At 68.0% G+C, this 21,672-nt stretch carries 22 protein-coding genes; 6 read left to right on the plus strand and 16 right to left on the minus strand.

Translation table 11 applies throughout. The features are described 5' to 3' along the window. Nucleotides 1-433: 433 nt before the first annotated feature. Nucleotides 434-2,071 (plus strand): hypothetical protein, encoded by a 1,638-nt coding sequence (locus tag ACFVVM_RS32365; RefSeq protein WP_387626101.1) that lies wholly within the window; start codon nucleotides 434-436, stop codon nucleotides 2,069-2,071. A 210-nt stretch (nucleotides 2,072-2,281) separates the two neighbouring features. Here the strand turns inward: ACFVVM_RS32365 and ACFVVM_RS32370 are convergent, their stop codons facing one another. From ACFVVM_RS32370 to ACFVVM_RS32380, 3 genes are all read right to left on the minus strand, one after another. Then, nucleotides 2,282-3,133: a hypothetical protein gene (locus tag ACFVVM_RS32370; RefSeq protein ID WP_387626103.1), complete on the minus strand. Its 852-nt coding sequence runs from the start codon at nucleotides 3,131-3,133 to the stop codon at nucleotides 2,282-2,284. A gap of 65 nt (nucleotides 3,134-3,198) precedes the next feature. Continuing rightward, on the minus strand, nucleotides 3,199-3,546 hold the full coding sequence (locus ACFVVM_RS32375) for an IS3 family transposase (RefSeq protein ID WP_387626105.1): 348 nt from the start codon (nucleotides 3,544-3,546) through the stop codon (nucleotides 3,199-3,201). After that, a complete protein-coding gene (locus ACFVVM_RS32380) occupies nucleotides 3,543-3,791 on the minus strand; it encodes a hypothetical protein (RefSeq protein ID WP_387626107.1) in 249 nt (82 codons plus the stop codon). Before ACFVVM_RS32380 ends, ACFVVM_RS32375 begins: the two co-directional genes overlap by 4 nt. Before the next feature lie 545 nt (nucleotides 3,792-4,336). On the opposite strand from ACFVVM_RS32380, the gene ACFVVM_RS32385 reads away from it, so the two are divergent. Next, the gene (locus ACFVVM_RS32385) at nucleotides 4,337-4,498 is read left to right on the plus strand and encodes a hypothetical protein (RefSeq protein ID WP_387626109.1); all 162 of its coding nucleotides are present in this window, start codon (nucleotides 4,337-4,339) and stop codon (nucleotides 4,496-4,498) included. Between the two features lie 330 nt (nucleotides 4,499-4,828). Here the strand turns inward: ACFVVM_RS32385 and ACFVVM_RS32390 are convergent, their stop codons facing one another. Genes ACFVVM_RS32390 through ACFVVM_RS32405 form a run of 4 tightly spaced genes read right to left on the minus strand, consistent with a single transcriptional unit; the run spans nucleotide 4,829 to nucleotide 9,062 of the window. Then, nucleotides 4,829-6,019: a hypothetical protein gene (locus tag ACFVVM_RS32390; RefSeq protein WP_387626111.1), complete on the minus strand. Its 1,191-nt coding sequence runs from the start codon at nucleotides 6,017-6,019 to the stop codon at nucleotides 4,829-4,831. A gap of 43 nt (nucleotides 6,020-6,062) precedes the next feature. Then, complete coding sequence (locus tag ACFVVM_RS32395) at nucleotides 6,063-7,301, minus strand: cation:proton antiporter (protein WP_387626113.1); 1,239 nt, start codon at nucleotides 7,299-7,301, stop codon at nucleotides 6,063-6,065. Between the two features lie 50 nt (nucleotides 7,302-7,351). Then, the gene (locus ACFVVM_RS32400; RefSeq protein ID WP_387626115.1) at nucleotides 7,352-7,753 is read right to left on the minus strand and encodes a VOC family protein; all 402 of its coding nucleotides are present in this window, start codon (nucleotides 7,751-7,753) and stop codon (nucleotides 7,352-7,354) included. A 10-nt stretch (nucleotides 7,754-7,763) separates the two neighbouring features. Beyond that, the gene (locus ACFVVM_RS32405; RefSeq protein ID WP_387626117.1) at nucleotides 7,764-9,062 is read right to left on the minus strand and encodes a hypothetical protein; all 1,299 of its coding nucleotides are present in this window, start codon (nucleotides 9,060-9,062) and stop codon (nucleotides 7,764-7,766) included. Nucleotides 9,063-9,109: 47 nt separating this feature from the next. On the opposite strand from ACFVVM_RS32405, the gene ACFVVM_RS32410 reads away from it, so the two are divergent. Further along, entirely contained in the window at nucleotides 9,110-9,808 is a 699-nt protein-coding gene (locus ACFVVM_RS32410; RefSeq protein ID WP_387626119.1) for a DNA alkylation repair protein, read from the plus strand. 26 nt (nucleotides 9,809-9,834) lie between these two features. Here the strand turns inward: ACFVVM_RS32410 and ACFVVM_RS32415 are convergent, their stop codons facing one another. The 8 genes from ACFVVM_RS32415 to ACFVVM_RS32450 form a co-directional block, all read right to left on the minus strand. Then, nucleotides 9,835-10,869, minus strand: a complete 1,035-nt coding sequence (locus ACFVVM_RS32415) for a pyridoxal phosphate-dependent aminotransferase (RefSeq protein WP_387626121.1) — start codon at nucleotides 10,867-10,869, stop codon at nucleotides 9,835-9,837. Then, on the minus strand, nucleotides 10,866-11,915 hold the full coding sequence (locus tag ACFVVM_RS32420; protein WP_387626391.1) for a hypothetical protein: 1,050 nt from the start codon (nucleotides 11,913-11,915) through the stop codon (nucleotides 10,866-10,868). The genes ACFVVM_RS32415 and ACFVVM_RS32420 overlap by 4 nt, the downstream gene beginning before the upstream one ends. Further along, nucleotides 11,915-13,060: a pyridoxal phosphate-dependent aminotransferase gene (locus tag ACFVVM_RS32425; RefSeq protein ID WP_387626123.1), complete on the minus strand. Its 1,146-nt coding sequence runs from the start codon at nucleotides 13,058-13,060 to the stop codon at nucleotides 11,915-11,917. The genes ACFVVM_RS32420 and ACFVVM_RS32425 overlap by 1 nt, the downstream gene beginning before the upstream one ends. Next, nucleotides 13,057-14,589 (minus strand): coproporphyrinogen-III oxidase family protein, encoded by a 1,533-nt coding sequence (locus ACFVVM_RS32430; RefSeq protein ID WP_387626125.1) that lies wholly within the window; start codon nucleotides 14,587-14,589, stop codon nucleotides 13,057-13,059. The genes ACFVVM_RS32425 and ACFVVM_RS32430 overlap by 4 nt, the downstream gene beginning before the upstream one ends. Nucleotides 14,590-15,147: 558 nt before the next feature. Beyond that, nucleotides 15,148-15,696, minus strand: coding sequence for a hypothetical protein (locus tag ACFVVM_RS32435; protein WP_387626127.1), 549 nt, complete (start codon nucleotides 15,694-15,696; stop codon nucleotides 15,148-15,150). Between the two features lie 374 nt (nucleotides 15,697-16,070). After that, a complete protein-coding gene (locus tag ACFVVM_RS32440) occupies nucleotides 16,071-16,583 on the minus strand; it encodes a hypothetical protein (RefSeq protein ID WP_387626129.1) in 513 nt (170 codons plus the stop codon). Continuing rightward, nucleotides 16,580-17,005, minus strand: a complete 426-nt coding sequence (locus tag ACFVVM_RS32445; RefSeq protein ID WP_387626131.1) for a hypothetical protein — start codon at nucleotides 17,003-17,005, stop codon at nucleotides 16,580-16,582. The genes ACFVVM_RS32440 and ACFVVM_RS32445 overlap by 4 nt, the downstream gene beginning before the upstream one ends. Continuing rightward, nucleotides 16,995-17,453 (minus strand): DNA-directed RNA polymerase subunit beta, encoded by a 459-nt coding sequence (locus ACFVVM_RS32450; protein ID WP_387626133.1) that lies wholly within the window; start codon nucleotides 17,451-17,453, stop codon nucleotides 16,995-16,997. Before ACFVVM_RS32450 ends, ACFVVM_RS32445 begins: the two co-directional genes overlap by 11 nt. Before the next feature lie 188 nt (nucleotides 17,454-17,641). Between ACFVVM_RS32450 and ACFVVM_RS32455 the strand changes: the two genes are divergently transcribed. The 3 genes from ACFVVM_RS32455 to ACFVVM_RS32465 all read left to right on the plus strand — a co-directional run bounded on the left by ACFVVM_RS32455 (nucleotide 17,642) and on the right by ACFVVM_RS32465 (nucleotide 20,256). Beyond that, complete coding sequence (locus ACFVVM_RS32455) at nucleotides 17,642-18,955, plus strand: helix-turn-helix domain-containing protein (protein ID WP_387626135.1); 1,314 nt, start codon at nucleotides 17,642-17,644, stop codon at nucleotides 18,953-18,955. After that, nucleotides 18,955-19,872: an aminoglycoside phosphotransferase family protein gene (locus ACFVVM_RS32460; RefSeq protein ID WP_387626137.1), complete on the plus strand. Its 918-nt coding sequence runs from the start codon at nucleotides 18,955-18,957 to the stop codon at nucleotides 19,870-19,872. Before ACFVVM_RS32455 ends, ACFVVM_RS32460 begins: the two co-directional genes overlap by 1 nt. A gap of 96 nt (nucleotides 19,873-19,968) precedes the next feature. Further along, a complete protein-coding gene (locus ACFVVM_RS32465; protein WP_387626139.1) occupies nucleotides 19,969-20,256 on the plus strand; it encodes a hypothetical protein in 288 nt (95 codons plus the stop codon). A 493-nt stretch (nucleotides 20,257-20,749) separates the two neighbouring features. Here the strand turns inward: ACFVVM_RS32465 and ACFVVM_RS32470 are convergent, their stop codons facing one another. After that, on the minus strand, nucleotides 20,750-21,508 hold the full coding sequence (locus ACFVVM_RS32470) for a hypothetical protein (RefSeq protein ID WP_387626141.1): 759 nt from the start codon (nucleotides 21,506-21,508) through the stop codon (nucleotides 20,750-20,752). Nucleotides 21,509-21,672: the final 164 nt, after the last annotated feature.

Here is a 21,672-nt window from a genome sequence, read left to right on the forward strand (position 1 = left end):
GCCTCGATCTGGCTCGTCGCCTCGACCGCGTACTGGAGCCCGGTCACCCGCGCCTCGGCCTCTGCGGAACGTTCGTACATGCCCACCACCCTTCCTCGACTGTTGTATAGCAACTATACCACTGTGGTATAGTTGCTATACAACGTTGGCTGGTGGTGGAGACCGCTCCCCGTGTCGGTGCCGCGTTGTAGCGTGATCGCAGCCTCCGGACTTGTCCCGGGGCGCGCTCCCCGCGCGAGCGGGGATACCTGGTGGGCCTCTGGTAGCTCACCGGGTTCGGACCCGCAACTGCGGGTGATCTCCCTGCACCAGTGGGGTTCCCGGCCGCCGAGATGACTGTGCGGCCGAATCCGGCGCGCCCGCGCCCGACAAGTTCGGCTGTGGCCGGTGCTCGACCACCGGCCACAGCCCTGACGGAGAAACGAGGTCTCCGATGTCCAGTATGAACCGCTACTCCCGCCTGCTGCCCGACGCCGACCGCGCGCCGAGCCCCGCCGAGCAGGCCGCGATCGACCGCAGCATCCGCCCTGTCACCGACACCCGCCTGCGGCGTGCGGTGTTCCGGATCTCCGGCGGCTCCATGCCTTGGGACGAAGTGATCCTGTTCGGTGCCCCGTCGCCCGGTGTAATCCTGAAAGTGGGTCGCCGCGACCGGATCATGGTCGTGTCGAGCGAGGTCGAGACCTGGGACCAGGACCGCGTCGACGACGAAACCCTTGCCCCCGACGGCGAACCCGATGCGGGCGAGTTCGTGTGGGTGACCGGTGTCACCGTGGCCGCCACCGAGGCGGAGAACGCGGCCGACGACCGCGATGACGAACGCGCCGCTCGGGACCGCCGCCGCGAACACTTGGAAGCCCGTATCCGGAATCTGATCAGCGGCCCGGTCGCGGATCGGGAGTACCCGGCTGCCGACGACCCGGCGCTCGCGCGATTCGGCAACCTCACCGTGGTGCCGCGGCGGGATCGCAACTTCGACGGCGCGATCCGTATCGACCCGGTCAACCGGCAGCTCTGGTTGCAGGAGTACAACGGTCGGGATGGGGATGATTGGTCGGTGAACAACGTGCCGGCCTGGCGGGTGTGGCGGATGCCGCTGACCGAGGAACGGGCCGCGTTGGTCGCCGATCTGCGCACCGAGTACGAGTTGGAGAACTGGCTCGAGGGCGGCTACGACGCCGAGACCGCGGCGGTGTTCATCGCTGCCGGGTGGAGCGCGATCGACAAGCCGATGTACATGACGGGTATCCGCGTCGGCACCCCCGACGAGGCCCGGGAGTTGTTGGCGCGCACCCCCGAACAGTGGCGTGAGCTGGGCTGGGATCCCTACCACGGTTCCTACGGCCCGCGTTTCTCACCCGCTGACGCCGTCCGCCTCGGCGAGGCCGGAATCACCTGCCACGACGCGGCCGACCGTGCCCGCAGCGGCCACCACAGCGTCGAGGACATCCTCGCCGCGCGCGCACCGCAGATCCCGGCGACCGCCACCCGCATCCACCTCGTCTCCAAACGTAGTGCATGGGGAACACCGTTCATCACCGACGACCCCGCCGCGGCGCAGGCCTACCTCGACACCCACGCCGACGAGTGGGACTGCCTGGTGGTGGCCGACGATGCCCGCATCCTGCACGCGGACAGCACGTGGTCGGTCTGCGAAACCACCTCCGGCGCACTCGAACTCATCGCTGCGCACTGGCACGGCGACACCGCCCGGCCCGACGCCGGACTGTCGGAGCCCGCGCGCGACGCACTGACCCGACTCGCCGCCGCCGACCACAACAAGGGTCTGCTCGCTGACCCCGCGTTGTGGTCACCGGTGCTCACCGCGACTCACCACCACGCCGAGCGCGTCGACCACTACGAACACGACTCGCACCGGTGGAGCGCCGAGCACACGATCACCCGCCACCAGTACACCCTCGCCAACGGCACGACCCTCACCTGGTGGCAGCTCGACATCAGTGAGGGCGGCATGGTCGGCGGTGAGGGCGAAAGCTACGAGCGCACGACCCTGCACACCAGTCACGACAGCGCGAAGACCGCGTACCTCAAGGCCCGCGACGAGCTGTAGGCGAGGCCCCGCGCGCGGGAACCGGTTCTGCTAACCTGGGCACCCCGGCGGCCTTCATGCCGCTCGTGTTCCCCGCGCAAGCGGGGATGTGCTTGTAGCACAACTGGTTCCCCGCGCTGGCGGGGATGATCCGCAATCCGACATTCTCCCCGCGCGAGCGGGGATGCCATTCGGGGCCGTCGAGCATCGCCGCGTCCCTGCCTGTCCGGATCATCGAGGAGCGTCGTGCGGAGTCAGAACAACACCACCCGTTACCGCCGTGGTGCACGCGATCAGCGGGCCCGCACCGCTCATACTGCGGCATCGCGCGCCTGGCGGCGCACGCTGGCCGACGCCGCCTTCAGCCGGGATGAGCGCCAGCGGCTGCTCGACCTGCTGCGCGAGGGACTGACCGTGTCCGAGGCCGCATCCCAGCTCGCCATCACCACCCACCAGGTGTGGGGGAGAGCCCGCCGAGACCCCAGGTTCGGCACCGCGTTGGAGAAGATCCTCGGCAAGACCTGCCCCGCTGGTGCGCACTGCGGCACACCGGCTGGTCGACGTTTCCACCACGGACACTGCCGGGCCTGCCGACAAGCACACCGACACGCTGCCGGGTGACCACCTACCCCGTTGTTGGGCCGGGCAGCTGGACTTCCTCGATGGATCGATCGAGCCGCTCACCGCGATAGGACGGGTATCACAGCGGATCGCGTCGAGCTCGGCCCACCACCAGCGCCGTTGGGCGGTGGTGAGTCCGCTGCCGACCGTCCCGATCCAGCGCAGCCGACCCGACGGGTCATGGGCGGCCAGCACCAAGGACCCGACAGTGCCCGACAGGGCGCCACGGCCAGGGACGACGCCGGCCACGATCGCCTCGGTCGTGGATCGCAAGACGACCTTCGTCCTGGCCGTCGAGCGCTTGCCCGGCTGGTATATCGAATCCCCACGCTTGACCACGATTCCCTCGAGCCCGTGTTCGGCACTGACCTGCAGCAGGGTGTCGGCGCTGACTTCGCTCAGCGCCCAGTTCGGCGGCACCCGGAGCAACATGGCCTGTCGCCGGGTGCCGAGTGCGGCCACGATCTCGACCAGAAATCTTGACGTTTCCGACTAGAAATTCTGCCGCTGTGTGGCGGGGTGGCGACTCACCTGTCCGCCCGCAATCCGTTGGCGCGCAGGATGTTCGCCACGGTCGATTCGCTGACGGCCACACCCTGGCGCGCGAGCACGACAGCGATGCGTTCGGCGCCGAACGCGCAGTCATGGGCGAAGAAGAGGGAGACCACGCGCGTGTTCAGCTCGGCGCGGGGAAGCGGAAGCCGCCGAGCGCTCAGCCCGCGCGCCCGCAGCACCCTGGCGACGGCCTGCTTGTTGGTGGGAGTACCACGCTCGGTGAGCACCCCGGCGATCCGGGTTGCACCGTACCGGCCGTCGAACTCGGTGAACACCCGCTCCACCAGGTCGGCGAACGCCACCGCGCCCGCACCGCTCACGGTGTCGAGGCTCGTCGGTCGGCGATGAATCGCGACCACACCATCGTCTGGATCACCTCGTGCGGGATCGCGGTCGGCTCGCCGTCGAAACCACTGTCGACGATCTCGCCGTCGAACTCGATCACCACGCCGTCGGCGTCGTCGAGGACGCCGACGCGCTCGCGCATGTAGGCGATCAGCTGATCAGGGTCGCGCCAGCACGAATATCCGGGCACCGCGTCCTGCCAGCCGGTCCCGTCGCACATCACGCATCCGATATCGATCCTGCCGGCCCCCTCGCAGGTCCGACACACCACATCGTCTTCGCGCAGGCCGCCGATGCAATCCCTGCACGTGCGGGTATCACCTTGTGGCTGGCCCTCGCACGGGCAGCGCGTCTGTGAACCGTCGGCCGACCGCTCGGTGCCCCACAACGCCGACCAGGCACTCTCCGCCGCGAAGGGCGGGCAGCCCGACCAATGGAACCTCCACAACCGCACCACCACGACACCCCTTTCGTTGGTCTACGCACCGAGCACGCCGAGTGCGGCGCGCGGGAAATAGGAGCCAACCCTGGAAGGGGCGATGAGGACGCGACCGAGAAGGGCCGCGTACCCAGCATCCTACCGGGCGAGCAACCCGGCCGGAGGACTACGAGCCTCACGATCGGTCCGCAGCGGCCAATCGCGCACCCTCGGAGTCGATGACGGTCTGTCGCGCGCGGGCCAGCGCGGCGTTGAAGATGACCTGGGCACGGCCGGTGTCCATTTGGTCGTTGTCGCTGAGGCCGGTGCGGCGGCGGCTCCGCGAGATGCCCGACACGCCCCGCACGACCAAACTGCGTGAGATGTTGCTCGACATCGAGGGTGACCTGGCCCCGCTCACCCTGAAAGTCCTGATACCCACGGTCGACGAGCAGGAGCACTTCATCTTCGGCTACTACCGCGAGCGGGGAAGCTACCCCAACGAATGAGAAGCCATGCCGTATGCCCCGGCGAGCGGCGTCAACGGAATCGGTGACGCCGCCGTCCGCTCGTGCCTGGCAGGGCTCGGCCATCGGAGGGTGGCAGTTCCCGAACGCGTGTCGCCTTCACCACGGTCGCCGTCTCGCCGCCGGGGTGCGGCTGTAGGTCGGCCGAGACGTACACCCGGGACAGGCGGCTCGCGCCGCGGTTGGCGTAGGGCTCGGATACCTCTCGCAGCTGGCCCCGATGACCATCCAGGCTGCGGAGTTCCCAGGGACACAGCGCGGTCACCATCGTGATCAGGCCCGAAAGAACATCGGCGCTACGCGCAAGGCTCGTCACTTCCGGTAGTTGATGCTCTTGATCCGGAACGACGCGGGTGCCACCTCGGTCGTGTGAATCGTGTACTCGAGGGTTTTGGCTTGCATGGTTGGCAGCTCTTGTTCCACGTCGACATCCCACACGCTCGGCTCGGTGGTGGGACGGATGCGCACGCAGTACCGCACCCCGAGCGGATACCGGGCGATCCCCGCAGCGAGAGCCGCTTCGTCGCCGACATGGGCGTCGGCAGTGACGAAGCTGCGAGCCTTGGCTGCATCACGTTCGACGTAATAGCTGTACTCGAAGCCGAGGATTGCGCCTCGCGGCGTCGAGGTGTCACCGGGTCCGGCGCTGGTCGTGATCGCGACGCTGTCCACCGGGTCGCACCCGTGCACCGCGTGCACAGGCAGAGGGGCAGGGGCGCCCTGGGGAGCAGACATTGCTGAAGAAGTGGTGGCCTGGTCGCCAGCGATGTCGGCGGGCCGGGACACGATGAAGCTGGCCGCAACACCGATCGCGGCGACGGCGACGGCGGCACCAGCCACGATCTTGAGTGCGGTCGCGGCCCAGGTCCTGCCCGGATCAGCACGGTCGTCGAACGTCTTGCGGGGTCGGCGCGAGATCGGACCGCCACCACCGAAGTCCTTGAGCCGTGGGGTCGCCGGCATCGTGAAGCGCTCACCGCTGTGCTCGGTCGTCGTCGATGTCGCCCAATCGTTCCAGTCGACAACGTTCGTCTTCTCTGGTGCATCGGTCGCCGCCGGTTCGTTCCAATCGATCCAGCTGCCGACGAATCCCTCGGCATCGCTAGCCACGGGTGGGAGCGGGGCGACTGGGGTGTCGTCGGGCTCAGTCTCCGGTAGCGGCCAGGTCTCCGGGTTCTTGCCGATGGTTTGAGGCTCGGCTTCACGGCGGCGTCGGCGCCGCCGTTTCCCTTCCGGATTGGGACGGGCAGTCGGGGGTGGTGGGGAGTGCGATGCGATGAAATATGAACCGAAAGCGTTGTCCACGGGAAACCTTTTTCTCGCCTCTCCAGGGCACATCAAAAATTCCGAGGTTGATGACTGTATCGCCAGGTGGTCAGCGGCAGGACCGGGGTTCAGAAGTGCGTCATGCTCCCCCAGCGGAACTCCGCCGACGCGATCCTGTTCCGCTGTTGTCGACGGTGCCCAGCGCGCCGATCCGGAGATGTCGAACAGGTTGACCAAGTGCGGCATCCCCGAGCTGGGAAGGCGGGCCGGGACGTGTGCGTCAGTCCGCGGCAGCCTTGACCACCATGCCACGGCGTCCCGCGGTGTTCATGTCGTGAGTCACTGTGCGCGGAACCTTGATCCAGCGCAGTAGTGGTTCGGTCATCGCGGTAGTAACCAGGGCCATCACGACCAGCAGCGAGTACAGGCCGGTGCCGATCAGCCCGGCGGTCAGGCCGATGTGGAGGATGACCAACTCGGTGAGTCCCCTGGTATTCAGCAGCGCGGCGAGCGCGGCCGAGGTACGCGTGTCCAGGCCGGTGAGCCGACAGGCGAGCATGACGCTGCCGATCTTCCCGCCGACCGCGGCGAGCACGATGATCACGAGCTCGCCGACACCGGTGGTGTCGATCATGCCCAGGTCGACCGACAGCCCGGCGACGACGAAGAACGCGGGCAGCAACAGTGTGCTGAGAACGTTGGCACCGGACTCGGCGGCCGCGCGCTGGGCGCGGGGGAAGCAGAGACCGGCGGCGAACCCGCCGAAGATCACGTGCAGGCCGATCCACTCGGTGAGCGCGCCCAGGAGCAGGGCGCTGCCGAGCGCGAGCAACACGACCTGCTGCGGTGTGCTGGTGGCAGCGAACTTGGCCATCAGCGGGCGCACGCCCCACCACATGATCGCGGCGATCGGGATGAGCAGTGCCCATCGCCAGTAGCTGCCGGTGGGAGCGACCAGCACGAGGACCGCGGCCAGCGCGATCCAGGCGAGCACATCGATAACGGCCGCGCACGCCAAGCTCAGCTGCCCGACCCGGGTCCGGATCAGGTCCCGGTCGACCAAGATGCGCGCCAGCACGGGGAACGCCGTCACCGCCAAACTGCACCCGATGAACAGCGCGAACGCCACGGTGTCGGTGCCGGTGTGGTGGCGGGAGAGCGCCACGACCGCGATCAAGCAGCCCAGCGCGAACGGCACGGCGTAGGCCGCCGCCGAGATCGTCGGAACCACGGCCCGGCGACCGGTGAGCACGCCGCGGTCGACCTCGAGTCCGGCGATGAACATGAACGCGATGACGCCGAGGTTGGCGAGCACGCTGAGCATCGGGCGCACGTCGGCGGGGAACAGCAGGTTCGACAGGTGTGGGCCCAAGATCGTGGGCCCGGCGAGGATTCCGGCGGTGATCTCCCCGATCACCCTTGGTTGGCCGAGCTTTTCGGCCAGCCGGCCGAGCGCGCGGGCGGCGATCATGATGATGACGAGGTCGACCAGGACCATGACGAGGGTGCTACTGGGCACGAACGGCTCCGATCAGTTTCGCCGAGGCCGGGCGTGCCCAGGTCGGCGGGTCAGTGTGTGGCGGTGGGGATGTGGGCGACTTCCCAGCGGATGCCGTCAGGGTCCTCGACGAACACCGCGTAGTAGCCCGCCCCGTAGTCGGGGTATTCGCGCGGTTCGTGCACGACGGTCCAGCCGCCGTCGAGCACTGCGGTGTGCACGGCGTCGACGGTGGCGCGGTCCTCGACGGAGAAAGCGCCGTGCTGCCAGCCGGGTCGGCCGTGGGTGTGCGGTGCGCTGTCGTCGCCTTCGACGATGTAGAGCAGCAGCTCCGGGCCCGGCCCGTCCCAGGTACACAACTTGTCGGAGGTGTAGCCGCGGGTGTATCCGAGCAGGCCGAACACCGCGTCGTAGAACGGGCGGGATTTGGCTTGGTCGGCGGTGGTGACGGCGAGATGATGCAAGGTGAGCACGGGCGTCCTTTCATTGGGCGACAACGGTTTCGGTGGTGTCGCGGGTTTGGGTGGTGAAGTCGAACGGCTCGACGAGCGACCGTAGCCGCGCCCACGCGGTGGGCATGTCGGGCGCGCCGATCCCCACCGAGATCCCGGCATCGGGCCGGTAGAGGTCGTCGTCGGTTTCGGCGGTGTTGAGGTGCCAGCCGAACACGTCGGCGGACCCGTAGAGCTGATCGGCCAGCTCGCTGTGGCGCAGCAGGGTGATCTCCTCGCGCCGATCCGGAGCGACGTAGCAGCAGGCGATGCAGGTCGCAGGGTGGGTGCCGTGGGCGGCCCTGACGGCGGCCGGGTGCAGGGGGCGGCCGATGCTGGCGGCCAGGTGCACCATGCGCGGGTCGACCCCGGTGTGCGCGGCGGCGGCGTGGGCGACCAGACCGGACCCGGGCCGCACGCCGATATCGAGCACATGCCACCGGCGTTGATGCAGGCGCAGCTCGATGTGCAGCGCCGCGTCGGCCAGGCCCAAGGCCCCGACGATCCCGGCCAGCACCGCGGGCAGCTGCGCCAGTTCGGCGTCGATACGGGGGTCGGTCGGCGGGCTGATCATCATGCCGTCGACGAACGGCGGAACCGCGGTGGCGGTGCACTTCTCGTGGACGACCGCGTGGGCGACGCGGCGGTCGCACACGGTCACATCGACGCTGATCTCCACGGCGGCGTCGTCGTCACCGAGGTACTGCGCCACGATGACCGGGGTAGCGGTGTCGATGTGACCGACACGGAGGATCTGCTGATACAGGGCCAGGTTCTCCTCGACGGAGAGGTCGGCGCGGTAGCGGTAGACCCCGCGTGATCCGGCGCCGGTGGCCGGCTTGAGGATCGGGCGCGGGCCCAGGTGCTCGAGGGCGAAGCGCAGCAGCCGTGTCGAGAGCGACCCGGTGTGGTGGGGCGCGACGGCGACGCCGCGCTGGGCCAGCACCTGATACAGGCGGGCCTTGTCGGTGACCAGTGCCCGTGCGCGGGCCAAAGTCCAGCGCGGATTCAGGGCCTCGAGGGCGGTGTTCCACCAGTCGTCGAACCCGACCGCGCCGATCATGGCCTCGCCGAACTCGATCCGCAGGCGGGTCAGCGCCTCTTCGCGCAGTCTCGGCTCCCCGGTCTCGAGGGCCATCAGCACGTCGGTGGGGATCTGCTGGTAGATCGTGCCGGACTCGCGGGCTGCGGCGAGGGTGAGCGCGCGCGGGTCGAACGATCCGTAGACGGCGTAGACCGGGCTCGCGGCGTTCGGTCGCGGTCCGGTCATGTCCAAGGCGGTGCCGGTCATTGTTCACTCCTGCCGAAGTTGTCGGTGCTGGGTCGTATGGTCAGCGGATGGACGCAGTGATCGCGGAGCGGATCTCGTCGCTGGTGACCGATGTCGAGCAGGGCCTGGCCGCCCACGCCGACCCCGACTACGTGGCCGGGACCGTCGCGGCCCGTCACCCGGGCAAACCCGTTCTCGGGGTGCGGATTCCGCTGTTGCGTGCCACGGTGAAGACCGGCCTCAAGAACGCCGGGATCACCGGCAGAACCCCGGATCCGGCGACGGTGTTCGGTGCGGCCGAGGCGTTGTGGCACGGCGAAGTGCATGAAGCCGAGCTGGCCGGGTCGATGATGCTGCGCCTCACCGAGACCCGCATGCCGGCGTCGATGATCCTGCGATGGGCACTGCTGCTCGACAACTGGCTGTCGGTCGACGAACTCGGCGGTGTCGTCGGCATGTCCCTGGTCGCCGACCCTGCCCTGCTGCGCCAGCTGCACCCGCTGGCGATCTCGCCGTCGGTGTGGCAACGCCGCCTCTACGTCGTGGCCCTCATCCGGCCGGTCAAAGCCGGACTGTCTCCCACCGACGTGCCCGAACTCGCCGCCCTGATGGGTGAGAAGGACCCGACGATCCGCAAGGCCTGCGTCTGGCTGATCAACGAAGCGATCAAGGCCCGCGATGCCGAGGTAGCCGGGCAGTTCCGTCGGTTGGTGCCCGGCACCGATCCGAGACCGATTGTGCGCATCCTCGACGCCGCCTTGGCCTGACCATCGCCAGGTCGTGACCTGGCCGGTCACGGTGCACGCACCCGCGCGGCCGCGTCGTCGATCACCTGCTGCGGCTGGGCGATACAGAGCCGGACCTCCCGGCTGGTCCCGTGAAACACCGGGCCCGGGATACCGACAACCCCGCGCACGGCGAGCCGTTGCCAGGCGTCGGCGCCGTCGACGGCCTCGACGTAGAGGTGGGTGCCGTCGGCGGCCGCGACCGCGCGCAGCGTCGACGAGGCGTCCACGGCCGCGAGCAACTGGGCCCGGTGCTCGGCGAACAACGTGGTGCGCACGGTCAGTTCGTGCCGGGCGGCGGGGTCGGCCAGGACGCGCAGTGCGAGGTCCTGGGCCAGGCAGCTCGTCGACATCGCCACATGGGTTTTCGCGCGCACGACCGCGTCGAGCAGTGCGGGGTCGGCGCCGATGAGGCACCCGACCCGCGCGCCGGGCAGCCGCAGCATCTTTGACAGGCTGAACACCGCGATGTCCTGGGCGCCGAATCCCGTGGTGAATTCGGCCAATCCGGTGCCCGAGGTCGTCATGTGCGACAGGTCCCAGATCACCCACCCGCCGGACCGCCCCGCACCGTCGGGGTGGGTGAGCAGGCCGGTCGGATTGTGCGGGGTGCAGATCAGGACCGGCATGGTCCCCCGCCGCGGCACCGCGGCGGCGGCGCCATAGGGCAGGACCCGCAGCCCGAGCAGCCGCGCCTGCTGCTCGAAGCCGGGGAAGGCCGGGCGCGGCATCCGGATCGCGTCGCCGTGGTCGGTGACGCAGGTCAGCGCGAGCCACAGTGCCTCGCTGCCACCCGCGGTGACCACGACCTGGTCGCGATCCACCCCGAACAGCTCGGCCAGCACAGTGCGCAGGCGCAGCTCACCCCGGATGTCGCCGTAGGTGGCGGCCTCGGCTGTGGGCAGGGCGATCGGGCGGGTGAACTCGGCCGACAGCGGCGGCGAGTTGTCCCCGCGCAGGTCCAATTGCCCGGCGGTGACGGGAAAGTCGTCGTAGCTGTGCGCGACAAGGTTGGTGGCCCGGTGGCTGATCGTCGCGGTCATCGGCCCACGACCAGGCCGTGGTCGTGCCAGTGCGCTCGGAGATCCTGCGGGCGCAGCGTGGCCACCCGCGATGCCTGGGTGAGCAGCCACAACGCCGCGGTGTCGTCACCGATCTGCTCGAGCGCGGCGAACTCGCGGATCGCGGCCTCCTCGACCGGGGTCAGGTTCAGCACCGCGCACACTGCAGCCGTCAGCGACCCGGCCCGGCGGCCGGTCGTCGCGGCCAGCTGGGTACGGCACTCCTGCAGCAGCGGGCCCGCGGCGGGGTCGGCGACGGGGAGGCGGTGGCGCAGCAGCAGCGGCTCGGCGGCGAGGTTGCCCCCACCCCGTCCCAGCCCGAGCAGCGAGACATCCAGATAGGAGGCCCCGGCCGCCACGGCGGCCAGCGCGTTCGCGTAGGCCAGGTGCAGGAAATCGTGGGCGTGGAACCCGACCTCGACCTCGACCGCGGCCCGTAGCCGGTGCACGAGGTCACCGACCTGGTCCGGGCCCAGCGCACTGCAGGTGTCGGCGACGTAGACGACATCGGGCGCCATGTCCTCGACGATCCTCGTGGCGTGATCGACCAGCTCGGTCGCGGTGTAGCGCGAGGCGAGCGCCAGATTCACCGCGACGGCCAAGCCGTGACGGCGCGCATCGAGGGCCAGCGCGGCGATCGCGTCGGCCCAGCGGGGGTGGTAGACGAACCGGACCATCGAGAGCCCGGCCTCGACATAGGGCCCGAGATCCGGTGGCGCGGTGACCGCGCTGGGATGGACCATCGCGGCCAGGGCGAGCCCGTCACGGCGGGCAGCGCTGACGTGTCGCGGGGTGAGGTAGGCGCCGACGCCGGCGCGAGCGACACTGTGCTCGAGGGGAACCCCGCCGAGGTAGCCGAGTTCGACGATGTCGATCCCGGTGGCGTGGCCGGTGGCCGCGACCATGGCGAAATGGCTGTCGGGCCAGTGGAAGTCGACCTCGAAACCCCCGTCACGCAAGGTCACATCGAGCAGGGTCGCCAGCGGCTCGGTCGCGGTGACCGGAGGCGGCGCGAAATGATCGAACATCACCAGGCCCTCACCGTCTGCACGACCGCGGCCGCCGCGGCGACCGGGTCCAGGTCCGCGCGCGCCGTACACACCCGGAAGTGATCGGGCGCACCGAATCCGGCGCCCGCGGTCACCCGCGCACCAACCGGTGCCGGTCCGGGGCTGGGCAGGGCGGCCGGGTCGGGGGTCTTGCACCACAGGTAGAGCCCACCGTGGGAGACGACATCGATCCCGGCCTCGGTCAGCGCGGCCGCGGCCGCCGCCCGGTCGACGGCGACGGTGCGCCGCACAGTCGTGAGCCAGGTGCTCGCGCCCGGATCGGCCAGCAGGGTGACGGCGAGCTGCTGGGTGACCACGCTGGTGCACGAGGCATACGCGCCGCGAAACGCGGTGAGCGCGTCGATGACCCGCTGGTCGGCGTGCACGAATCCGACGCGCAGCCCTGCCGAGGCCAGCGACTTCGACACCGAGTCGACGACGAAGTGGTGGCGCGGATCGAACGCCGGCGCCCGCGCGGCGCTCACCGGTGTCTGCCCGAACACGCGATACACCTCGTCGGAGACCACGCTCACCCCGAAATCTGCTGCGATGGCGATGATCTCGTCCATCGCAGCCTGCGTGAGTTCGGTGCCGGTCGGGTTGTGCGGGTAGTTGAGCACCACCACCCGCGGTCGCGGCGCGGACTCGGCGATCAACGCTCGCAGCCGCCCCGGATCCGCCGCGAGCGCCGACGGGTCGTAGCCCAGCACGCCCGCACCGGCCGCCTCGACCCAGAGCTGGTAGGGCTCCCACCCCGGCACCGGCACCAACACCGGCCCCCCGCCCTGCTGATGCAGGGCGAAGCGCACCGCCAGGAGAGCGGCTTCCTTGCCACCGGCGGTGACGAGCACCGTGGCCGGATCAGCGGCGGTGTCGGGGTGCAGGTGGTCCAGGTAGGTGGCGCGCAGGTCGGCTTCCCCGCGCGGATCGGAGTACCAGAGCCGATCCATCCCGGCCAGCCGGGCAGCGAGGGCCTCGCGCACGGCGCCCGGCATCGGATACCGGGCTTCGCCCACCCCGAAGTCCAGGCCCGGCTCCACCGGCGCGGTGCTCGACCGGGCGTACCCGGCTCCCGGCGCGGTGAGCGCGTCCAGGAGCCGGGTGAAGAACGGGTCGCCGATCATCGCGCTGTGATCAGGGGAAGGCGCTTGTGGCGTGTCCGGCTCGAGGCGCCGGGCAGCGCGTTGGTCGCGCCCATCGCGGCGACGCGGTCGGCGCCGGCCTTCCATTCGGTCTCGTCGATGACACCGACCTGCTCGGAGAGCCGATTGACGACACGGTGGTAGAGCCGCTGCTGGGGGTCGGCGAAGAAATGCGCCATCAGCTCGCTGTAGACCAGCTTGCCCGGCTCGGTCAGCCGCAGAGTGTCGCCGACCAGCTCGGCGTGCCCGGCGGTGACGATCCGGTCGATCCGCTCGGCATAGACGGTGTCCAGGCTCAGCACCTTGAGGTCGCGCATGTCGAAGGTGAGCCGTTTGGGGAAGAACACCAGGCCCTTCTCGTAGGCGTGGTAGCTCGACGACTGGGTGATCGGCAGCAGGCCAGAGCTCGCGGTCGCGTTGTAGTGGCGTTCGTCGGCGTCGTTCATCCAGGCCAAGCCCCGGATGAAGCTGTAGGCACCCGGCCCCACGCCGACGGCCTCGTCGCGGTAGCCGCCGTAGAGCGTCGAGAACATGTATCTCGTTGCCGGAGCGGTGCTGTCACCGAAGCAGTACATGTTCTGCTCGCCCATCGTCTCGAGCAGCGCGGCGCGGGCCTCGTGGAACATCCGCGAGCGGTCATCGAGCATCGCCGGCCGGGGCAGCTCGCCGGAGCGGATCCGCTCCTGCCAGCCGGGCAAGGTCATCACGTAGTCGACCGGATACATCGACACCGACGCGATACCCGACTCCGCGGCCAACCGCGCGTCGCGGCGCGCGTGCGCGGTGTCCTGACCGGGGAACCCCGTCATCATGTCCATGTTCGTATTCGCAAAACGCTCACTCGCCCAACCGATCCCGTTGTAGACCTGGTCCAGGGTGGCGGTGATGTGCACCATGTCCCGAATCTCCGGATCGAACGACTGCACCCCGAACGACACGCGAGTGACGCCCAGCTCGGCCAGGGCGTCGAACTTCTCGGGCGTCACACTCTTGACCTCGAACTCGAACGAGATCTCCACATCGGCGGCCAGGCGGAAGTTCGCGCGGATCCCGCGCATGAGCGCGGCGATCTGCTCCTCGTTCAGCACCGACGGCGTGCCACCGCCGATGTAGACGCTGTCGATCTCCCACCCCTGCATCCGCGGTGTCGCCCCGAGGGTCTCCAGCTCGACGTGCAAGGCCGCCAGATAGGCCGCGATGCGCTCGGGCGTGCCGACCCACTTCACGAACGGGCAGAACGTGCACAGGCTGTCGCAGAACGGGATGTGCACGTACAGCGCCTTCAAACCGCGGGTGTGATCACCGAGGATCGGGACGTCAGGTGTCGACAGGTGCGCCGCGACAAGTGCCCGATGATCCGCCGAAGTGCTGAGGTCGAAAAACGGGTAGCTGAATGACTCGAACGGAAGCATCGAAAACCTCGATTGGTATCTTAATGAGTGGCAATGGAATTCGTCTGACGCCCTGTCGGCGCCCGGCGATTGTGCACGGACGCCGACAGGACATTGCATCTCGACCGGAAAGTCACCGGCCCATAGATCAGGCTCCGCCCGCGACCCACTTGGTCATCAGGATCACCTCCCTCCGAATCGATCTAGCCGAGCTCGGACCCCATTGATAGTGGCACACAACCCCTGCGAATGTCAGCCCAATTGTCATGAAATTTGTTGTGGCACTTGATGATTCACAAACAGCGGCACTCACGCCGGAAGCCGGTTCGGCGTACTCGCCGAACCGGTCTGTCGGTATATTTCGCGTGCCCAAGTTTGCATTGTTTGTGCGGCGAATATGCAGGTCAGATCGCTTGAACCACCAGCCCTTTCACGCGCAGGAAGTCATCCAGGACCTCACGAAGAGTGACTCCTGAAACGTGTTGGAAAAATTTGTCGCTGCCGTTACTTACTGAACTAGGTTCGCTCGGTCTCTGAATTCAAAGAGGCTCGGAGCCCGTGTCGCCACCGCGCTAATCAGGGTCGAATCCTTCGTGAATTCCCAGTCACCCAGTGGTGGTGGAATTTCCTGTACTTCTCGCTGCGGCAGCTGTAGTTCCTCGGCATCGCTCATTGCACTCAGGCTTCGGAGAGCCTGTGGCAGTGAGTTCGATCCTGATCGTGCAATTCGATCGACTTTGCGCGGCGCAGAATGACGTCAAGTCCAGCGAAACTGACTGGCGCCAGTGTGGTTCGCTGCGGCAGGCGAGACATGCCGAGGACGAGCTCTTCACGCAGCGCGCCGTAGCCTCGCCGTATCTCGGCCACCCGCTGCCGGGCGAAGGCGACCTCGGAGGCGGTGAGGCAGGTGGCGACCGGGGTGTGCAGGACTGCGCACCAGCTGGCCATTCGGTCGACGACGCTGCTGATCGTCTCAGTGTGTGCGCGAGCGCCCCTTCCGGGAGGAGGCAGCTCACAGGTGACAAGAGTGTCGAGGGCGCCCGCGCTCATGATCCGGCGCCGGTCGATCGAGTCGAGCCTCACCTCCATGAGCCGATCCCGATGGAGCGCGCCGAGCTCGCCGACCAGCTCGACGACGGAGTCCAGGACAGGCAGGCCGGTAGCGATCAGCGGCCATCCCCGGCATGCACGTTCGAGCAGGGCAGGGCCGGGCAGGTTCATGGTCATCGTGAGGATCCCTAAGTGATCTGGTTCTGCGGTACAGCACAGGGGCGGTCGATGGCGCGGCCCGCGCCTGTAACAAGGTGCCGGTGGGAAGGGCGAGAGGCGCCTTCCCACCGGCACCGGTCTCTCCCTGCGCACTGGGAGAGGTGTTGCGTGCGCCCGAGGCTCGGCACTGAGCCGCGATCGCGCACGCGATGAAGCAGTGCCGGGCGGGGCCGGGGTGCCCTCAAGCACCAGCACTGCAAGGTCAGATCCTGCACATGGCCATTTGCGATGGCGGGCGTCCGAGCTAGATGCGACAGGGAGCAGCACCGTGGGTCGTGGTCTGCGTGGGAGTCGCAACCCGCTGCCGCACAGCCAGTTCGAGGGAGGCGTCGTCAGGAACATGGGCGCCGGACCGTCGGCAGTTGACGATTCCCGGAAGCGATGGCCTCACGCAGCGAGCCGTAGGCGCCGATCAGCTCGAACAGTTCGACCGCCGCGGGCAGTTCCTGTGTCCCCTCGCGGTGCGCATCGACCTCGATCCACAGCAGCGCGACTCGCGACAGAATCGCGCCGATGGACTCGGTGTGCAGTGGCGCGTCGAACGATGCGCCACCGTGCGCATCGAGCCGTCGCGCGACCTCGGCGTCGATCTCGAATACGGTGTGCTCGATGTCAGCGCCGAGACTGGTCACAGATGCGGACGCGTCTCGAAGCACCGATTCCGGAAGTCCCTCGGTCGCAACATCGGTCGAGGCCGCGCGGTAGGCGCGGTGCAGGGTATGTAGCCGATGCAACCCGGCGATCAGCTCCGGTCGGCGGTGCGGAATCACCGCTTCGGGGGTGGCGAAGGCTTCCAGCACGGTCTGCGGGCTGGGCAGTATCAAGCGGATATCGGGCCGCATCATCGAGCCTCAGCAATCGAATATTCGTAGGGGACATGTGCATGCGCAACTAGTTCGGACCATTGATCAGCCAGTGCGGCCAACGACGTCCAAGCCATATGCACCGCTTCGCCGGCGGGGTCATCGGTAGCCAGCAGCCGCCGGGCACGGGTACCGGCGCGGGCCATCTCTTCAATCAGGGCAGCCACAGGCGGGACGACCGCAGCGCCAACATTTGTCGCCACCCACAGATCGATCTCGTCGAGCAAAGCTCTCCGCCTGCGATCCGCCACTAACGGCCTGCGCGCCCAGCGACGTTTTCGATGCAGTTTCGCCAGCGCACATACCAACCGGATGAGCGGGTGCTCGACCGCGAGACCGCCGACCCACACGACGCTGAGTTCGTGCCATAGCGGGAGCGGACCGTTCGGTTCTTCACGGTGCATTGCTCTTCTCCCGCACTCGGCGGACGGCACTCACGACAACTGATGCCGCGGGCCGGAACTTGTCCCGCGGCTCCTCGACCCAGTGCCGGAATACGTCGCTAGGCGAGATCGGCAACGCGATCTCCGCGCCGTCGCGCACCACCCAGACATCCAGTCGATAGAGCTCGGCGAACAGTGCGATGTGGTCGGAATCGTCAGTGGTCAAGTCCGCGCGAACGATGAATGTCCACCGCCCGGATCGGTGATGGCCCACGATCGCGCCGACAGCGGACTCCTGGTCGCGCATTTCCCTGATGACCTCTGCGCCCAAGGAACTGGGCATCGTGATGCCGATGACGGACCCCGTCTTCACCACAACCATGTCGGTGTAGGTGGGATGCACCAAGGCAGGCAATCCGCACGTCATCCGGTAGTACCGGGAACTCTGCAACGCCGCATCTTCTTCCATCGCAGCCCCCTGTTTCGGTCGGTTCGGAAAGCGACGCAGCGAATTCCCGTTTCACGGAATCGGATCCAGGTAACTATTTCGGCCCGTCACTACTAATAAGTCTGCGCGGCGGCCTAGGCTTGCCCAAGAGCTTCGATGCGGACAAAAATCTGTACGCATCGGTCACCGAATCTCAAGGGGGCCAAGCGATGCCACAGCAGATGCGCGAGCTGACCGTCGAAACACCGCACCAGGTGTTCGGCGCCGAGCTGCGCCACTGGCGCACCCTGCGCGGCCTGTCACAGGCATCCCTCGGCACACTGGCCAAATACAGTGGCCCGCTTATCAGCAAGATCGAGAAGGCAGAGCGCACCGCCCACCTCGAACTCGCCCAGCGGCTCGATGCCGCACTCGACACCGGCGGCGCGCTCGAACGTATGTGGCGGCGCATGGAACAGGCCGCGGCCAACACCAGCACCGACACCGCCGACGCGGCCGAAATCGTGCTCCCGGACAACCCGTGGACCGCACTGCCCTTGCCCGAGTTGCTGCGTGAGTGGCACAGCGGAGAAGCCCCCACCATTGGCCAGGCGGGGAGCAACCGCCGCCGAGTCGGCAAAGCCGACATCGCGATCATGTGGTCGATGTGCGACACCCTCACCAACGCCGACCGCCACCTCGGCGGCGGCTACGCCCGCGATGCCCTCACCGAATTCCTCACCAGGACGGTCGCGCCCGCCCTGCACGGAACCTACGACGCATCGATCGCTGCCGAACTGAACACCGTCAGCGCCCGGCTATCGGACCTGGCCGGATTCATGTCCTTCGACACCGCCAGACAAGCCGCTGCCATCGCGTGGTACCGGACCGCCCTCGCACTGGCTAAGGCCGCTGGCAACCTCGAACTCGGAGCGCATATCCTCGCCGACATGGCCATGCAGGCGCACCACACCGGCCGCCGAGCCGATGCGATCACCCTCGCCGAGACCGCCGTCGGAACAGCACGACAGTCCGGCTCTCCATCGACCATCGCTCGCAGCAGCGCTCTCCTCGCCCGCGCCCATGCCCTAGCCGGCGACCGAGCTGCCTCCGCGCGCGCACTCGCCGCCGCCGAACAGCAGCTCGATCACGCACACCCCGACGATGAGCCAGCGTGGATCAGGTTCTTCACCCACGAGCAGCTCGCAGCCGAAACCATGTACGTCGCCGCCGACCACGGCGATGCACGCGGCGTGCAGCACCACGCCCCACTCGTTCTCAGCTCGACTGGCGAGATGGAGCGCCGCTACGTTCTGGCCTCGTCGACCCTGGCCGGATCTCACATGGCAGATGCCCGTGAGGCCGACGTCGACCACGCGGCGCAGATCCTCATCGAAGCGCTGCCTGCGGCCAGCACCGTCGTGAGCAGCCGCGGACTCGACGCGATCAACGCCGTGCGCCGACAGCTCGCCCCGCACGCCCAACGAGACCTCGTGCGGAAAGTGGAACACGACTTCGCCGAGGCCATGGTCCCGATCGGATGATGACCACAACCACCAGCCTCCACGCCACCCTCCGCACCGCCTGCACTACTCGCGGCCTGTCCGCAGCTGGAGCGCAGCTCATCCACCACTCCAGCAATGCCGTGTTCGTACTCCCCGAACACAGAGCCGTCGCGCGAATCTCTACTGGCGCCGCAGACCTCCCCAGAGCCCTGCGAACCCGTGCGCTCACCGAATCGCTGACCCAGAGCGGCTTCGGCGCGACCGAACCGCTATCCGGCGCGACACCGATTGTCGTCGACGGTCACGATGTCAGCTTCTGGACCTACTACCCGCAACCACCAGAGAAGGCCGCTCCGACCTCACGCGAGCTCGGAGCGCTGCTGCGCAGGCTGCACTCCATCCCTGTCCCTGACCATGTGCAACTCCCGCGATGGATCCCGCTTGAGTCCCTGTACGCGGCCCTGACCGACCCACGTACCGACACCGAGCACCTCAGCCCGAACGAACGGCGGAGTCTGCTCGAACTGGTCGGCGAAGTCCGCCAGGAGATCACCAGCATCGACTGGCCCCTCGGCGAAGGGCTCCTCCACGGCGATGCCTGGGCCGGAAACCTGCTCTGGCGCGACACAGGATCCGAACTCGTGCCCATCCTCGGAGACTGGGACTGGGCCAGCGTTGGCCCTCTCGAAGTCGACCTGATCCCGACCTGGCACGCCACGATCCGGTTCGGCCGCGACCGTGGATGGATCGACGCGTTCATCAGCGAATATGGCTACGACCTGTGCGAATTCGCCCGCGGGTTCCAGGCTCTCCGTCGAATGCGTGACCTCGTTCAGGTCAGCGGTCCACTTAGACGCGCAGCCGCCTCACCTGACCACGCAGCACGACTACGGCAGAGGGTCGCCGGCATCCTCGCCGGAGACGAATCTGGATCGTGGAGCCAATACACCTCCTAGAAACCGGCTCCGCAATCCGCAGTATCGAGTCCCGCGCGGAAATCTACTGGTGAATTCCCCGCAGGCGGCGAGACTAGACGCGAAGGGCGCATCTCAATGCATGAGAAACCAATCCATCCGAACACCTTGTACTCGCGCATCGAAGACCTGCGTGGCGACCTGCATGCACCGCTGCGTGAAATCCTGGCCTTGGACAAGCAGTACGCGCTGCACGACATCTTCCCCGAGGCCGCAGCCGATTCCTTACCCCCGGAAGTGCGGGCGGTGAAGGAAGTTCGCCAGCTGCTCGAACAAGCGAACTCGGGTATACATCGGGTGCTGGAACTCCTCGATGCCGCCCGCAGCGCGGCCGTTGAGCTCACCGACCCGACTCAAACGCCGTAGTACGGCCGGTCACATAGTTCAAGCATGTGTGCTTCACGTTTGCTGGATGAGGCGTAATATTGCCGCGAGGACCGATCTCCCCCCATCGGTCCGACCGTGTAGGTGACGTCCGCGTCGGCCTACACCACCATCGGGCCGCCGAGGCCTCACCTCCCCCCCGAGGCTTCGGCGGCTCGTCCATTTCCTGGGGATGGTCGTATCCCGTCCGCGATCACCCACTGCCGGATCGGTACTTGGATCGTGCTGTTGCGGCTGGTGTAGTGGATTTCTACTTCGCCCAGCCAGAAGCCCAGGTTTACTCGGATCCAGCGATGCAGGGTGGCGGGGAGCCATGGTTGATCGAGACGTAGGTCGAGGCCACCGGCGGTGACGCCGAGCGCTCGACGGTTGTTCGGCGGCCAGGATCGGGGCAGAACAACTACAGCGCACGGGTCGACTTCCACCGGCCGAGGTGTCGCGAGCCAGCGCATCATGTGGGGGTTGCTGGATGCCGTCATCCGGTGTGAGCCAGGGTCAGCGGAGCGGCGTCGGGATGATGCCAGCGGGTACGCCCGCCCGCGCCGCGCAGCACGAGCCGGCCACGGCGGACCCGGCGGCCGCCGACGGATATGTCGATGTCGAGGTCGTACTGGGTAACCCGACCGCGGCCGCGACCCAGCCCATAGTTCGGGCGTCGCTGAATGCCGATGTCGAGGTGCGCCTGCCTGGCCCAGTCCGTGCTGGTCACGAGCAGCACCGCTCCCTTGCTCCGCAGACGCGCCCGCAGCGTTTCCATCGCGGACCGACGAATATGGGCGTGAGGGAGATCGAGAACGATCACGGTGATGCCATCGGCGAGGACACCCACGACTTCGGCTGCGCTGTCGTCCGGAGTGCGGATGCACGCCAGACGGCCGAGGTCGGCGCCCATCTCCCACGCGGCGAGCAGGCCGATCTGCGGACCGGTCGCCGAGGACAGCACCGCGGCGTGGCGACCGGCAGCGGTCGCCGCCGCCAGGAGCCCGCACAGGACCGCACCGCGCGGGCACGCCACGACCGTGCCGCGCGTCAAACCGTGATCGGGCAGCAGATCGCCGAGCGGGCCCGGGACAGGGAGGACGTCATGTCCGGGCACCTCCGCCCGTGCGGGAAGTCCGGCACGGGCGGGAATAGCATCCATCCGTTGGCGCAACTGCGCGAGTCGATCGGCGAGCGGTAACGCGGCGAGGTCGGGCTCCGCCGGGTCAGCCGTAGCCGAGTCGTTCGAATGCATGTTCGAATTTTCGCACATCTTGCAGGGTGGGTAGCCCGCGACCTGTCTGCTGATGGCGTGTCGTCACAGCAACGAACGGGTGGGTTCTCACCCTGACCAGGGGCGTGGCCCTGCCGAGCGAGCGATCAGCGGGACACAGGTGATCTGGTGTCCGGTCGGTGTCG

It is taken from the genome of Nocardia sp. NPDC058176, from assembly GCF_042883805.1.
In the GTDB taxonomy this organism is placed as follows: Bacteria; Actinomycetota; Actinomycetes; order Mycobacteriales; family Mycobacteriaceae; genus Nocardia.

Excerpts from the sequence above, each read along its gene's own strand:
- ACFVVM_RS32430 (WP_387626125.1), bottom strand. The coding sequence starts at position 14,589 with ATGCAATGTCCTGTCGGCGTCCGTGCACAATCGCCGGGCGCCGACAGG.
- ACFVVM_RS32440 (WP_387626129.1), bottom strand. The coding sequence starts at position 16,583 with ATGATGCGGCCCGATATCCGCTTGATACTGCCCAGCCCGCAGACCGTG.
- ACFVVM_RS32365 (WP_387626101.1), top strand. The coding sequence starts at position 434 with ATGTCCAGTATGAACCGCTACTCCCGCCTGCTGCCCGACGCCGACCGC.
- ACFVVM_RS32465 (WP_387626139.1), top strand. The coding sequence starts at position 19,969 with ATGCATGAGAAACCAATCCATCCGAACACCTTGTACTCGCGCATCGAA.
- ACFVVM_RS32425 (WP_387626123.1), bottom strand. The coding sequence starts at position 13,060 with ATGATCGGCGACCCGTTCTTCACCCGGCTCCTGGACGCGCTCACCGCG.
- ACFVVM_RS32450 (WP_387626133.1), bottom strand. The coding sequence starts at position 17,453 with ATGGAAGAAGATGCGGCGTTGCAGAGTTCCCGGTACTACCGGATGACG.
- ACFVVM_RS32410 (WP_387626119.1), top strand. The coding sequence starts at position 9,110 with ATGGACGCAGTGATCGCGGAGCGGATCTCGTCGCTGGTGACCGATGTC.
- ACFVVM_RS32470 (WP_387626141.1), bottom strand. The coding sequence starts at position 21,508 with ATGCATTCGAACGACTCGGCTACGGCTGACCCGGCGGAGCCCGACCTC.
- ACFVVM_RS32445 (WP_387626131.1), bottom strand. The coding sequence starts at position 17,005 with ATGCACCGTGAAGAACCGAACGGTCCGCTCCCGCTATGGCACGAACTC.
- ACFVVM_RS32380 (WP_387626107.1), bottom strand. The coding sequence starts at position 3,791 with ATGTGCGACGGGACCGGCTGGCAGGACGCGGTGCCCGGATATTCGTGC.
- ACFVVM_RS32435 (WP_387626127.1), bottom strand. The coding sequence starts at position 15,696 with ATGACCATGAACCTGCCCGGCCCTGCCCTGCTCGAACGTGCATGCCGG.
- ACFVVM_RS32455 (WP_387626135.1), top strand. The coding sequence starts at position 17,642 with ATGCCACAGCAGATGCGCGAGCTGACCGTCGAAACACCGCACCAGGTG.
- ACFVVM_RS32385 (WP_387626109.1), top strand. The coding sequence starts at position 4,337 with ATGCCCGACACGCCCCGCACGACCAAACTGCGTGAGATGTTGCTCGAC.
- ACFVVM_RS32420 (WP_387626391.1), bottom strand. The coding sequence starts at position 11,915 with ATGTTCGATCATTTCGCGCCGCCTCCGGTCACCGCGACCGAGCCGCTG.
- ACFVVM_RS32415 (WP_387626121.1), bottom strand. The coding sequence starts at position 10,869 with ATGACCGCGACGATCAGCCACCGGGCCACCAACCTTGTCGCGCACAGC.
- ACFVVM_RS32460 (WP_387626137.1), top strand. The coding sequence starts at position 18,955 with ATGACCACAACCACCAGCCTCCACGCCACCCTCCGCACCGCCTGCACT.
- ACFVVM_RS32405 (WP_387626117.1), bottom strand. The coding sequence starts at position 9,062 with ATGACCGGCACCGCCTTGGACATGACCGGACCGCGACCGAACGCCGCG.